A 12,926-nucleotide genomic window follows, 5' to 3' on the forward strand; every position below is an offset into this window, starting at 1 on the left:
GATAAGTGGGAACTGCCCGTAAAGGTCCGATAGGTTTCGCTAACCACCAGTGGGTGATGAAGACACCCCCCACTGATGGAAGCCTCACTTCATTCATCTCATTCAGTCGAAACGGTCTAGAAGAGGTATTAACGTCATATAGAAATCAATTGAAGAACGAAGCGCATGTAGTTCGTCAAGAATGACTTCAAAGTGGACGCTTTTTCCACTTTCGATAATGTCTGGTCTGAGAAGGCTTAATAAATCTTGAATTTTGTCCAATTTTCTTGGTAAGTCCTTCATATTGTCTGATGAACTAATTAAATGATAAAGGTCTGAATCTGTTAAAGAGGATTGAAATAACGAGATAATTTCCTTTCTTTGATGCGGTTGTAATCTATTCTTGTCAGTCGCCATTAATTGTTCGCGTAACAATTGAATATGGTGACTGGCCTTTTTTTGATCCTCTTTAATCGGGATGCAAACCACGTACAAATAACCTTCACGGTTTTGAGTAATATACAAATCAAAAGGCTCTAACTTGTTTTCTGCTGTTATCATAGTTGCTTCAAATTTTGTTTTCTCATTAGTAGACAGAAAGTAATGGACTTTGTTTTTACTATCCTGGTCAACTAGATCTAAGAAATTTTTACGTATAGAAAACAGTGTATTTGAGATGGATGAACAAACGAGTATGTTAAGTTCGGAATCAAGGATAAAAGCAGGAACAGGTAAATTGTCTAGAGTAAACATATTGTCCTCCATATCTTCTTCGTAAATTAGGATCCTTAGTGGACAACCTCTTTAAAACGATGAAATTCTTACTCTTTATTCCCTTATAAACCCTTAATTAAACGTTTGTTTAAGAGAAAATGTATTTGTTGATTTACAAAATTTTAACAAAAATCAGGTGGATTCTACTAACTTGCTTCAAATTGTAAAATTCTTCTGTGATATAATGAGGATATGAAATCAATAGAAAGCGTGGATGGTTAATGAAGAAGCTTTCCTATCTATTTATCATTGTAGGTCTTTGTATAGTAGGCTACGCCATTTGGGAAATACTTGATACGAAAATGCAGACATCTCATTCATTAGCAGAAGCTCAAGCAATTGTGAAGTCACCGCCAGATAAAGAAGTATACAAGGAAAAGGACGGGACATTTAAACCGCCAATTGGTGAAGCGATTGGTATTTTACATATTCCAAGATTAGAGGCGGACCTGCCAATTGTAGAAGGAACTGATCCTGATGATCTTGAAAAAGGTGTTGGTCACTATAAAGGCAGCTATTACCCTAATGAACGTGGGCAGATTGTCTTATCCGGCCACAGAGATACAGTGTTTCGTAAAGCAGGGGAGCTGGAAATTGGAGATTCCTTAGAAATTAAGTTACCGTATGGGGATTTTGAATATGATATCATTGATACAAAAATAGTGGAAGCAGATGATGTAAGCATTATTACACTTCAAAATGAAAGGGAAGAACTTCTTCTCACAACATGCTATCCCTTTAGTTATGTGGGCAATGCTCCGCAAAGGTATATTATTTATGCAAAAAGAATATAAAAACAACGATTTAGCTTTGGGTCAACCATCAAGCTAGGTCGTTGTTTTTTTGTTTGGTTTGATTGCAATTTGTATAATTTATGCGGCCACTGCTTCCTTCATAGAAAGCTTTTTCTTATAGACGATTTTAGATAACGTAATACTAAATTCATAGAGTAGAATTAAAGGGATCATAACTAAAATGTCTGATATAAAATCAGGAGGTGTGATAAGAACGGATACAACGATTAGAATAAAGTAAGATAGTTTTCTTGATTTTGCAAGCAGATGTGGATTAATAATCCCGAGTCTTGTTAAAAACATTACAACAGCAGGCATTTCAAACAAAAAACCAAAAGGAAGAGTAAGGTTGATTAAGAAGCTGAAGTACTTTTCAACGGTAAAGAATGTTTCGAATTGAGACCCTGCTAGATTTTGCAAAAAAGATAGAACAATAGGAAATACTAAAAAGTAACCAAAGGCAATTCCTGATACGAACAAAAGAAAAATGCCTGGAATAAACGCTAGTGTTATTTTTTGCTCTTCCTTTTTTAAACCAGGTTTCACAAAAAGCCAAACCTGAAGAGCTGCAATAGGAAGTGTAAAGGTAATGGCTGCTATTCCAGCAAGGGCCATATAGATCCAAAGGATGTCACCAGGCCCTAAAATAGCCAGTTTATCATCTAAATCTTTTACTAAGAAATCATGAATATCTTGAACGAAGAGAAAAGATAGGATAAGAAAAAGAATAAAAGAGCATAGGGTAATGATGATTCTTTTTCGAAGTTCAGATAAATGATCAACCAGATTCATTTCGGTTAAATCCATGTACATAACTCCTTTCTTTGGAAAAGGTGAATACTAAGAAAAAATGCAAGCAGGATTGAACCTGCCCGCATTCATAACGTTTAGCTGCCAGTATGACTTTTGGTCCTATCAATAGCTTGAAGCTTTTTATCCTCAGGTGATGCTGTGTTATCCTTTGAATCATTATTAACTAAATCATTGGTTGCCTTCTTAAATTCCTTTAAGGTTGAACCAAAGGCTTTTCCGATTTCAGGAAGTTTAGATGGACCGAAAATAATTAACGCGATGACGAGAATTAATATTAGACCAGGAATCCCTATGTTTTGTAGCATCTATTTCATTCCTCCTAAAAATAAGTTAAACGATTGGCATTCCGTTTCGTTGAAATGCAGCCGCTTCTAGAATTGACATGCCTTGGCGTTCAGCAAATTCAACTAGCTTGTCCGAGACCGCTGGTGCAAAGGTAGTTGGAGGTGCAGCATGGCCCATTAATCGTTGTCTAGCAGAATTTCGTCGAGCAAAAGGTCCCCAGATGGCGAATGTAATACCCGGAGATTGACAATTAACGAAAAAGGTATTTCCATCTGGTGAAAAGGTAGGACCTGCTAATTCACTGCCATTCAGCCGGTTCTCAGCAAATACATAGACCTCACCCTCAGGAGTTAACCCGATCATTCGATCTGATGCATTTCCGTCTTCTGCAATCCATAAATCTCCCCAAGGTGTAATACAAATATTATCTGGTGATTCTAGATTGTTTGCATCAGAAGATTCATAGAACAGTTCAAGCGTGTTTGTAGCTGGAATATAACGATAGACTCTTCCTTTTCTACTTGTTCCGGCTGATGTGTCATCAAACCAGAAAACACCGCCTGCAAAGTAAGCACCCTCTAAGCGGCTGAAGATAATACATCCTTTTTGCTCAGCTTCAAGAGTTGGTTTTTCTGGATCGACATCCTTCCAAACGATACCGAACTTCTGACCTGGATTAAAGCCGCTAGCATTTGTTCTTCCAACTTCCTCAATAGCAGCAGCTTGAAGCTTACCGCCTTTTTGAAGAGCACCAGGTTTTTGGCTTGTATCATTAGGAATAAATCGATATAAGAAGCTTTTAGAAGCATCTTCTGTGAGATATACATACCCGGTAGCTGGGTCAATGGCCGTAGCTTCATGAGAAAATGCACCCATATCTCTAATAGGTGTTTTGGAAAGCTCATTTTCTGGATCGTTAGGGTCGACCTCAAAAACATACCCATGGCCTTGATTCATCGTCTCTTCACAAGTTAACCAAGTACCCCATGGAGTTGCTCCTCCTGCACAATTGCGAATTGTACCTGAAGAGGATACGTATTCCTTTATCACTTCTCGTTCAGGTGTGACAAGAAGGGTTGTTGTACCACCTGTTTTGTTTTTATCATAAGGATTTTTCCCTTCAACAGGATATTTCGAGTTTTCACTTAATTCATGATTTCTAACGAGAATAGTAGAGTTATGTGGACCGGAAAATGCTGCCATTCCATCAAACATAGCAGGAACAGGACGTCCATCTGAAAGGCTTTCACCTTCTCGAGAAATAATCTTGTAATGGAATCCTTGAGGTAAATCTAATATTCCATTTGGATCTTTTACTAATGGACCATATCCGCCAAAGCCGCTGGTTGCATTACCAGATGCTGCAAAACTCTTATTAGCATTTGCAAAAGAAAAAACACCTGTAGCGCCTAAGGACAATGCAACAGTACTCATTCCTCCAACCTTCAAAAAGTCTCTTCGGTTCATTCTTTTTAGGTTTTTTTCCCCAGTCATGTTAAAAATCACTCCCTATATTTTTGAGGTGATGTCAATGCTGTTTCGTCTATGTACAAGCTATCAATTAGACGTTAATAAAATATAAATATTATGTAAATATTTCATTAACGCAGGAAAACGGGAAAAAAGCACCAATATCGAGGACGTGTCATAGTCCTGAAAAGGTGCTTTTATCCTGCTCTTAACGGGCAGTAAGACCCGCATGAAGCTTCTGATTTTACAAAGAAGGTAGATGGGGCAGTGGGGGATGAAAAAAACCCCCTTGACGGAAGTTTCACTTTATCGAAGTAAAGATAGGATATCTGTAGGAATATCTGCTTCCACTTCAATATTTTCATGTGTTAGAGGGTGGGGAAGAGCAATTTGTTTTGCATGTAATGCCTGTCTTTTTATAAGGTCCTGACTTCCGCCATAAAGGGTATCACCAAGAATTGGATGGTTAATCGAACTTAAATGTACACGAATTTGATGTGTGCGTCCTGTTTCTAATTGTAATGACAAAATAGAAAGATTTGATTTCGGGTCATATTTTTCCACTTTGTAATGCGTAACGGCTTTTTGACCTTGTGGAGAAACTCTTCTTCGTGTGGCATGATGACGGTCACGTCCAATTGGTTTATCTATGGTTCCATTTAATGGTGAAAGTTTTCCTTTTACTATCGCGAGGTATGTTCTTTTGATTTTCTTTACTTGTAAATCCTGATCTAAAATTGATTGTGCTAAAGCATGCTTTGCAAATATGACAGCACCAGAGGTATCCCGATCAAGACGGTGAATGTGCCTGACGCGAATTTGCATCCCTTTTAGTTGATAATAAAAAGCAACCGCATTTGCTAATGTTCCTTTTTGGTCAGGTTCATTTGGATGTGTATCCATTCCAGCTGGCTTATTGACAATCATCAAATGATCATCTTCGTAAAGGGTGTCTACTGACACATTTTCTGGTAATACTCCATATTCTTCTTCTTTAAACAAGTGTAAATATAATCGATCCTTATCCTCTAGTTTATGGTTAACATCGGCGATTGTGTTATTTCTTTTAATAGCTGTTGATCGATTCCATTTTTGGATGAGCGCTTTAGATGCACCAAGTTTCTTGGAAAGAAAAGAAAAAACGGTTTCATTTGCCCATTCCTTAGGAACTGTAACCTCAAGCCATTCACCTATTCGTTTCAACAAAACATCATTCCTTCATCATATTGTGTGTAAAGAAAAGTATACAGAACATCGAATGGATGTACAATCTAGTTCCGGTAACACTTTCCTCTGCAATCTTGAAATCTACTGTGGTATGCTTAGTGAAGTTAAACAGAAGGAAAGAGAAAGGTGATAGAATGAAGGTTGTTGTGGCATCAACGAACGAACAGGAAAATCATATTGCTGAGTTGGTTGAGCAATTATATACAGATATTTTTCCACGATTCTTCCCGGATGAAAAAATAATGGAATTAAAGAACCTTAACGTCCTCCAACCACAGGCTTCTGATCAAATGTATAATGCGACATTAAAGGACGCATTCCAGATTATCTCTAGTCTTCAAGCTTTAATTGCTGTACTGGATTTACTACATGAGGGTAAACATGAAGTCGAGTATAAAGACATATTTGAACGCAATACTCAGAACTTAAATGATTACGGATATTTCTTTCCATTAACATTTTCTCAGTTTAAAGATGCGGAAAGCCAAGAAGGGCAATTTAGTCAATTTATCAGACCGGCAAATCGATATATGATCTAAGTAAAACGAACAGTTTGCTTTGGATGTGAAAAAAATAGACGGGTTTCCCCGTCTATTTTTTTCAAACAACAGATTTATTTTCTTTTTGTTCAACAGATGGTAATTCAGGCTTTTTTTCTTCTTCTTTCTTTTCATCTGACACTAATCCTTTTGTTGCACTCTTGAATTCTGTTAAGGTGCGTCCAAAAGCCCGGCCGATTTCTGGAAGTTTGGAAGGGCCGAAAATGATCAATGCGATAATAAGGATGAGAATTAGGCCTGGAATTCCAATATTAGATATCATCCTGACACTCCTAAGCAATTATTGATCATTCATATAATGGATTAATTCATCACTTTTTCGCGATTTTTTCTCTTTTGCTTATCATGAGCACGGCTATGTGCACGGTTACGGTCTTCCTCAACTTCATTTGATCTTTTTACACCTTGCGGAACTTCATTTGCCTCAACTTTTTTCAAGCCTAAGCCGTCTTTTTCATAAACAAATGAGGCTCTAGTTGAAATAGCGGCACCTGGTTCAGTCACAAATGGGATAACTCGATAATCAGCTTGCCATTTATCCGGAGTAACTGTACAACGGACATAACCGCGATAATTATTAAAGAACTTAATATGAGGGTTTTCCCCTAAAATATGATCGGTATCAGCTCTTTCATCAGACCCATTTCCGCCTGAGGTAATGGAGGTACCGACAAACTCTGCACCGATTTTCTTGGAGTTTGGATTGTTGAAATCTTCCAAAAGATTGGACGCCCAGCTTGCATGAACATCTCCTGTAATAACAATTAAATTGTTCATGTTCTTGCTCATAACGTAATCAATAATTCTTTTGCGTGCTGCCGGATAGCCATCCCAGGAATCCATGCTATAGATTGGGGCGGAGCTTGTCCCAAAATTCCATTTAGCGAAGAAAATCTGCTGTGCAAGTACATTCCAGTGTGATTTTGAACGACCCAGATTACGCAGAAGCCAATCTTCCTGATCCTTTCCAAGCAACGTGCGATTAGGATTTGTTGATTCTTCAGAAGGTGCTTTGTTACCATCACCATTTGCCTGATCATCACGATACTGGCGTGTATCTAATACATTAAATGATGCTAAATTGCCATACGAAAATTCACGATATAGCTGCATGTCCGCACCATTCGGTAAAGAAGATCTGCGAAGCGGCATATGCTCGTAATAGGCTTGATAGGCAGCCGCACGGCGCTTAATAAATTCTTCAACAGACTGGTCTTTTTCAGGAATAATATTCGCATAGTTGTTTTCAACTTCATGGTCATCCCATGTTACAACCCAAGGAAAAGCAGCATGTGCAGCTTTAAGATTCGCATCTGAGCGGTATTGGGCATGACGATTTCGGTAGTCCTCTAGGGTGATGATCTCTGGACCGCTATGAGTCCGAACATTTCCTGTTCCAGATACATATTCATTTGGACCATATTCATAAATATAATCCCCTAAATGGAAGACAAGGTCGAGATCTTCTTTCGCCATATGCTCATATGCTGTATAGTAACCATGCTCATACTGCTGACAGGAAGCAAATGCAAATGTCATGCTTTTTACATTAGCACCAGCTTCAGGAAGTGTTTTCGTTCTTCCAACAGGGCTTAGTTCATGCCCTGATTTAAAACGGTAATAGTAGATATTATTTGGTTTAAGTCCATCCACTTCGACATGAACAGAATGGGCAAGCTCCGGACTAGCAATTTCTGTTCCTTGTTTTACAATTTTACGAAAATCTTCATCTTTGGCAATTTCCCATTTAACACTTACCGGTTCATCTGACATTCCTCCGCCGTTCAGAGGGTCTGGAGCTAGTCTTGTCCATAAAACAACACTATCTGAAAGCGGGTCACCAGAAGCTACACCAAGTGTAAACGGATAGCTTTTAAATTTAGGTGCGGCATTAACTTTTGAATCTCCCAGTCCAATCGAATTTGCAATTGTTAGCCCAAGAGATAGACCAGCAATCTTACCGGCTCCCTGTAGAAAGTTGCGGCGATTAAACTCCTTCTTCTCTAAAATGTCCAAATTCATTTTCTTAATCAATTCATCAATTGGTCTTTCCGTCATCCTTATTTCCCCTTTCTGATAAAAGTATTAAATGGAACATACGAAATTTATTATAGTTTGCTTTTATTAAGGGTTGATAAAGAATTGTTAAGAGTCCCGTTTATACCTTTCAAAAAAATAAGCTATATGAAACGGAACTTTTATACTAAAAAAATTTAATATCTCAAAATATGGAAAGGGGAAATGAGATTATTTTATAAATAGTGACAAAATTCTTAATTATTCTCGGTATTTCACTCCTATATTTTTTTACATTATCTTTAAAAAAAGTTAATACTAAATCGAAAATACGTCATATCCAGTTTTCCTTTTTAGTAAAACATGAACTAAATTTATGAAACATCAAAATGAATTACAGTTTAGCGGAAAAACTATTTTGAAAGAGTAGAAAGTGGTATAGATACATATCGTTATTGAAAGTGTGGTAAAGATTGAGTTTGGATTTTATATAGGGAAAGTTGTTGGAGTCCTGTTGAGAAAGTTGGATGGAAAGAATAGATGATAATTCATTAATAAGTTTCTTTCATTTAGATTGAGATAATATGTAGTAGGTTAAGTGAACATTGGGTTATAAGCCAAACAAGGAATAGAAGAAAAGAACCTCTTCTATTCCTGTTTCCATTCATTTAATAGAGTACGGAGTGCTTCCTGATCTGTATTTCCGCCTTCTGCACGTGCTACTTCTTTTCCATCTTGATAGTGAACAAGTGTTGGTGTTCCAGTGATGCCATATTGATCCCATGCATCTTCATATTCTAATAAATTTAATTGATCAATTTCGACGCCTAATTCCTCAGCAACTGGCATTAAAACAGGTGTTGTGGCTTTACAATGAGAACATTCCGGGCTGAAGAAATAAACAATTGTCTCCTCTTTATTCTCCAGTTTTGTTTCGAGTTCATCTGGAAGGATAATATTCTGGTAATTAGGATCGTCAAGCAGATCAATTGTAGATGGTCTAAGGTCATCCTTCCCATACACATTTCCTTCAGCTTGCTGTTTGTTCTGATAAGTTGTTACAAAGGCTAGTCCGCCAAAAAGGATAAGAATAACTGCTCCAAAAATAAGTAATTTCTTCATTTTACTTACCTGCTTTCTTTAAAATTAAAAGACTTGTGATAAAAACAATCGAAAAACCGATTAACGCTAAAAATGGAATCGTAATAAACCCTAACCAGTTTATGTATTCCCCCGTACATGGCACAATTCCGCAAGAGACAGAATTTTCTCCTAAGAAGTCTATCTTTTGCACACCATAATGATAAATCGAAATACAGCCTCCAATAGCCGAAAGAACGAGTGTATAAAGGGCAATTTTATCATCCTTTTTAAAAACGCCGATTCCTAAAATGATGACAAGCGGATACATGAAAATTCGTTGATACCAGCATAGATCACAAGGTGTATATTGCATAATTTCCGAAAAATAAAGGCTTCCTAATGTGGAGATAAAAGCTGCAGCCCATCCTATTGAAAGTAAATTCTCCATTTGTTTTTCATTTGAGCCTGACATAACATCCCTCATTTTTATTCATATATATTCTAAATTATAATCGTAAGGGTTTTTACTGTAAAAGAATACATATGAAAATGCTAATGTTTTTGAACATTTTTTGAAAATTGGAAATGATTGATGGTTCTTCTTTCAATTATTTTTTGTAATCACCAGCCGCTTTTATCCTAAATAAAATTTTCTAATTATAAAGGAGTCATCCTTTTCTCATACTATATTCGAAAGGGGAGGATGATCTTGAATACATCAACAATTCAAGAATGTATGACAACAAACATAGCGACTGTTTCTTCTACACAATCAATTAAAGAGGCCGCAGCGCTCATGAGTCAAAACAATGTTGGGTCGATTCCAGTTGTTGATAATGGTCAATTAAGAGGGATTATTACTGACCGTGATATTACACTGCGATCAACAGCAGAAGGACTTGATAGCAACACACCAGTATCACAGGTTATGTCAACAAACCTTGTCTCAGGGCACACGAATATGTCTGCTGCTGAAGCAGCAAAAGTGATGGCACAGCATCAAATTCGTCGCCTGCCAATTGTTGAAAACAATCAATTAGTAGGGATTGTCGCATTAGGTGACTTAGCAACAAACCAAATGTCTGACGAAGCAGCTGGACACGCCCTAACAAATATCTCTGAGCACAACAAAACTCAATAACATCTTGAAGAGGTTTGACGTTACTACGTCAAACCTCTTTTGAAATTTATGGATTATTGTATGGAAGTCATTTTAATTATAGGTTCTTTTGCACAAAAACAGTTTAGGTTGATTGGAACAGAAATCAACCAATCCAAACTCTTAATTAAATAGCAACAAAGGTTCAGAAATAAATTTGAAATATATTCCATGTACCTATATATATATTATAATACATACATAGATTATTCAGAGGAGTTGCATGATTAATGATTAAGGCGATTATATTTGATTTTGATGGGCTAATCTTGGATACGGAAACACATGAATATGAAGTATTATCTGAAATTTTTCGTGAGCATGAATGTGAATTGCCTATGGATATTTGGGGGAAATTGATTGGAACAAAGTCTGATTTTAATCCCTATACATATTTAGAGGAACAGGCTCAAAAAAAGATTAACCATTCTGAATTAAAAATCGTTGAAAAAGAGCGTTTTAACAAAAGAATTCAACAAGAAAACGCTAGACCGGGCGTTGTTGACTATTTAGATGCTGCAAAAGAACTTGGTTTAAAGGTCGGTCTTGCTTCAAGTTCAAATTATGAATGGGTTTCCTCACATTTAAGTAGACTAAACTTATTAGAGCGCTTTGAATGTATTCGCACCTCTGATTATGTTGAGCATGTGAAACCAGATCCTTCCTTATATTTGGAGACAGCAAAATGCTTGGGTGTGAAGCCTGAGGAATGTATCGCTTTTGAAGATTCGGCAAATGGTGCACTAGCTGCGAAAAGAGCTGGAATGAAATGTGTTACAGTACCGAATTCAGTAACAAAGGGACTTGAGTTTTGTGAAGTAGATCACCGTGTAGAATCAATGGCTCAAATGGAGCTTAAGGAATTACTTGTCCTATTAGAAGGATAATATATTATGGACAATAGTATAAGAAAAACTAAGCTTTTGCCATTAGGACTTAGCGATAAGCCAAGTTTTTCTAAAAAGGTAAGAAAGTATAAAAGTTTGTACTTAGTTATAGTGTCTAGCTCCAGGCGCCATCGGGGAAGCACAGGACGTCCAAGTGCAGTCAATGCGACAGGACGTCGCGTCTTTGACCTCCTCTAGGGTCTAGTTAAATATGGAATTGAAGGTAAAAAGCACCTTCTATTCCTATTCGCCTTATGCTTGTCGCCTTGCGCTTTTCTAATGTTTCTAGATCGGGAATAAAGGGTAATAACGTACTATTATTGCTAAAAGGAGAACCACTATGTCTGAGAAACTTGATTTATCGAAATTTGAGAAAAAAATGATCATCCGGAATATCCAGGAAAGTGATATTGAGGCCATTATTAATCTTCAAGCAAAATGCTTTCCAGGTATGGAACCGTGGAAAAGAGAGCATTTGGAAAGCCATCTAGATCACTTTCCAGAAGGTCAATTTTGTGCAGAGTTTGAAGGGGAAATTATCGGATCATGCTCAAGTCTCTTACTGAATTTTGATGAATATGATGATCGTCATACATGGGATGATATTACTGATAATGGATACATTACAAATCATGATCCAGATGGATACAATATGTATGGAATAGAAGTAATGGTCCATCCTGATTATCGTCGAATGAAAATCGGTCACCGGCTGTATGAAGCGCGGAAGGATTTAGCTAGAAGATTAAATTTAAAAAGTATTATTATTGGCGGAAGAATCCCGAATTATTATAAATATGCTCATGAATTATCTGCAAGAGAATATGTACAGCAGGTTAGCTTACATAAAATTTATGATCCAGTTTTGTCCTTTCAGCTTTTAAATGGCTTTACCCTTATGAGAATTAATCCAAACTATTTATCAGATGACTTAGCATCCTATCAATACGCAACACTCATGGAATGGAATAATGTAGATTATCAACCGAACACAAAGAGATTTTACAAAACCTCAAATCCAGTTCGTATTTGTGTTGTCCAGTATATGATGAAACAAATTAGTTCTTTTGAAGAATTTGCAAAGCAAGTAGAATATTATACAAATGTTGCCTCAGATGCAGGATCAGACTTTGCTGTTTTCCCTGAAATTTTCACAACACAGCTAATGTCATTTTTAGATGAAAAAGTTCCTAGTATGGCTATCCAGCGTTTAACTGAATTTACAGAGGAATATATTGAATTATTTACAGAGCTTGCAGTCAAGTACAATGTAAACATTATTGGTGGATCACATGTAGTAGAGGAAGAAGAGCAGATTTATAATATTGCCTACTTATTCAGACGTGATGGAACAATTGAGAAGCAATATAAGCTCCATATTACACCAAATGAAAGAAAATGGTGGGGAATTAGCCGCGGTGACCAGGTGAAGGTGTTTAATACAGACTGTGGAAAAATCGCCATTCAAATATGCTATGATATTGAATTCCCAGAGCTGGCGCGAATTGCAACTGACAAAGGAGCAAAAATTATCTTTACTCCTTTCTGTACAGAGGATCGTCAAGGATATTTACGAGTACGCTACTGTGCACAGGCACGTGCTGTAGAGAATCAAATTTACACGGTTATCGCCGGGACTGTCGGAAATCTTCCTCAAACGAAAAATATGGACATTCAATATGCACAATCTGCTATTTTTGCACCATCAGATTTTGAATTTGCCAGAGACGGAATCGTAGGAGAATGTGATCCAAATATTGAAATGGTCATTATCGGTGATGTTGACCTTGAAATTCTCAGACGTCAACGTCAATCAGGCACAGTGAATCAATTAAAAGATCGCAGGAAAGATATATACTCGATACAATATAAGAAATAA

14 protein-coding genes are annotated in these 12,926 nt (G+C 36.9%); 5 read left to right on the top strand and 9 right to left on the bottom strand.

Annotated features, from left to right (window positions below; all coding sequences use genetic code 11):
- Positions 1–102: 102 nt before the first annotated feature.
- A complete protein-coding gene (locus tag AC4GZ8_RS10190; RefSeq protein ID WP_491081743.1) occupies positions 103–732 on the bottom strand; it encodes a hypothetical protein in 630 nt (209 codons plus the stop codon).
- Positions 733–974: 242 nt separating this feature from the next.
- On the opposite strand from AC4GZ8_RS10190, the gene AC4GZ8_RS10195 reads away from it, so the two are divergent.
- On the top strand, positions 975–1,547 hold the full coding sequence (locus tag AC4GZ8_RS10195) for a class D sortase (protein ID WP_491081744.1): 573 nt from the start codon (positions 975–977) through the stop codon (positions 1,545–1,547).
- Positions 1,548–1,625: 78 nt separating this feature from the next.
- Here AC4GZ8_RS10195 and tatC read toward each other — a convergent pair whose 3' ends face one another.
- The 4 genes from tatC to AC4GZ8_RS10215 all read right to left on the bottom strand — a co-directional run bounded on the left by tatC (position 1,626) and on the right by AC4GZ8_RS10215 (position 5,318).
- Complete coding sequence (gene tatC, locus AC4GZ8_RS10200; RefSeq protein WP_491081745.1) at positions 1,626–2,354, bottom strand: twin-arginine translocase subunit TatC; 729 nt, start codon at positions 2,352–2,354, stop codon at positions 1,626–1,628.
- 80 nt (positions 2,355–2,434) lie between these two features.
- On the bottom strand, positions 2,435–2,665 hold the full coding sequence (tatA, locus tag AC4GZ8_RS10205; protein ID WP_491081746.1) for a twin-arginine translocase TatA/TatE family subunit: 231 nt from the start codon (positions 2,663–2,665) through the stop codon (positions 2,435–2,437).
- A gap of 25 nt (positions 2,666–2,690) precedes the next feature.
- Complete coding sequence (locus AC4GZ8_RS10210; RefSeq protein ID WP_491081747.1) at positions 2,691–4,139, bottom strand: alkaline phosphatase PhoX; 1,449 nt, start codon at positions 4,137–4,139, stop codon at positions 2,691–2,693.
- A gap of 282 nt (positions 4,140–4,421) precedes the next feature.
- Positions 4,422–5,318 (bottom strand): RluA family pseudouridine synthase, encoded by an 897-nt coding sequence (locus tag AC4GZ8_RS10215; protein WP_491081912.1) that lies wholly within the window; start codon positions 5,316–5,318, stop codon positions 4,422–4,424.
- Between the two features lie 158 nt (positions 5,319–5,476).
- On the opposite strand from AC4GZ8_RS10215, the gene AC4GZ8_RS10220 reads away from it, so the two are divergent.
- Positions 5,477–5,881 carry a DUF5365 family protein gene (locus AC4GZ8_RS10220; RefSeq protein WP_491081748.1) on the top strand — a complete coding sequence of 135 codons (405 nt, stop codon included), beginning with the start codon at positions 5,477–5,479 and terminating at the stop codon, positions 5,879–5,881.
- A gap of 61 nt (positions 5,882–5,942) precedes the next feature.
- On the opposite strand, the gene tatA (AC4GZ8_RS10225) is transcribed toward AC4GZ8_RS10220, so the two are convergent.
- From tatA (AC4GZ8_RS10225) to AC4GZ8_RS10240, 4 genes are all read right to left on the bottom strand, one after another.
- The gene (tatA, locus tag AC4GZ8_RS10225) at positions 5,943–6,164 is read right to left on the bottom strand and encodes a twin-arginine translocase TatA/TatE family subunit (protein ID WP_491081749.1); all 222 of its coding nucleotides are present in this window, start codon (positions 6,162–6,164) and stop codon (positions 5,943–5,945) included.
- 41 nt (positions 6,165–6,205) lie between these two features.
- Positions 6,206–7,960, bottom strand: coding sequence for an alkaline phosphatase PhoD (gene phoD / locus AC4GZ8_RS10230; RefSeq protein ID WP_491081750.1), 1,755 nt, complete (start codon positions 7,958–7,960; stop codon positions 6,206–6,208).
- Positions 7,961–8,566: 606 nt separating this feature from the next.
- Entirely contained in the window at positions 8,567–9,040 is a 474-nt protein-coding gene (locus AC4GZ8_RS10235) for a thioredoxin family protein (protein WP_491081751.1), read from the bottom strand.
- Between the two features lies 1 nt (position 9,041).
- Positions 9,042–9,473, bottom strand: coding sequence for a disulfide oxidoreductase (locus tag AC4GZ8_RS10240; RefSeq protein WP_491081752.1), 432 nt, complete (start codon positions 9,471–9,473; stop codon positions 9,042–9,044).
- A gap of 231 nt (positions 9,474–9,704) precedes the next feature.
- Between AC4GZ8_RS10240 and AC4GZ8_RS10245 the strand changes: the two genes are divergently transcribed.
- The 3 genes from AC4GZ8_RS10245 to AC4GZ8_RS10255 all read left to right on the top strand — a co-directional run bounded on the left by AC4GZ8_RS10245 (position 9,705) and on the right by AC4GZ8_RS10255 (position 12,926).
- Positions 9,705–10,142 (top strand): CBS domain-containing protein, encoded by a 438-nt coding sequence (locus AC4GZ8_RS10245; RefSeq protein WP_491081753.1) that lies wholly within the window; start codon positions 9,705–9,707, stop codon positions 10,140–10,142.
- A gap of 248 nt (positions 10,143–10,390) precedes the next feature.
- Positions 10,391–11,047, top strand: a complete 657-nt coding sequence (locus AC4GZ8_RS10250; protein WP_491081754.1) for an HAD family hydrolase — start codon at positions 10,391–10,393, stop codon at positions 11,045–11,047.
- Positions 11,048–11,387: 340 nt separating this feature from the next.
- Positions 11,388–12,926: a GNAT family N-acetyltransferase gene (locus AC4GZ8_RS10255; protein WP_491081755.1), complete on the top strand. Its 1,539-nt coding sequence runs from the start codon at positions 11,388–11,390 to the stop codon at positions 12,924–12,926.

It is taken from the genome of Metabacillus sp. RB-C-LZQ-3-1 (assembly GCF_058315175.1).

Bases quoted from the DNA above. Each gene is read 5' to 3' on its own strand.
- AC4GZ8_RS10240 (WP_491081752.1), bottom strand. From the start codon at position 9,473: ATGTCAGGCTCAAATGAAAAACAAATGGAGAATTTACTTTCAATAGGA.
- tatA (WP_491081746.1), bottom strand. From the start codon at position 2,665: ATGCTACAAAACATAGGGATTCCTGGTCTAATATTAATTCTCGTCATC.
- tatA (WP_491081749.1), bottom strand. From the start codon at position 6,164: ATGATATCTAATATTGGAATTCCAGGCCTAATTCTCATCCTTATTATC.
- tatC (WP_491081745.1), bottom strand. From the start codon at position 2,354: ATGGATTTAACCGAAATGAATCTGGTTGATCATTTATCTGAACTTCGA.
- AC4GZ8_RS10250 (WP_491081754.1), top strand. From the start codon at position 10,391: ATGATTAAGGCGATTATATTTGATTTTGATGGGCTAATCTTGGATACG.
- AC4GZ8_RS10220 (WP_491081748.1), top strand. From the start codon at position 5,477: ATGAAGGTTGTTGTGGCATCAACGAACGAACAGGAAAATCATATTGCT.
- AC4GZ8_RS10255 (WP_491081755.1), top strand. From the start codon at position 11,388: ATGTCTGAGAAACTTGATTTATCGAAATTTGAGAAAAAAATGATCATC.
- AC4GZ8_RS10210 (WP_491081747.1), bottom strand. From the start codon at position 4,139: ATGACTGGGGAAAAAAACCTAAAAAGAATGAACCGAAGAGACTTTTTG.
- AC4GZ8_RS10235 (WP_491081751.1), bottom strand. From the start codon at position 9,040: ATGAAGAAATTACTTATTTTTGGAGCAGTTATTCTTATCCTTTTTGGC.
- AC4GZ8_RS10195 (WP_491081744.1), top strand. From the start codon at position 975: ATGAAGAAGCTTTCCTATCTATTTATCATTGTAGGTCTTTGTATAGTA.
- phoD (WP_491081750.1), bottom strand. From the start codon at position 7,960: ATGACGGAAAGACCAATTGATGAATTGATTAAGAAAATGAATTTGGAC.
- AC4GZ8_RS10190 (WP_491081743.1), bottom strand. From the start codon at position 732: ATGTTTACTCTAGACAATTTACCTGTTCCTGCTTTTATCCTTGATTCC.
- AC4GZ8_RS10245 (WP_491081753.1), top strand. From the start codon at position 9,705: ATGATCTTGAATACATCAACAATTCAAGAATGTATGACAACAAACATA.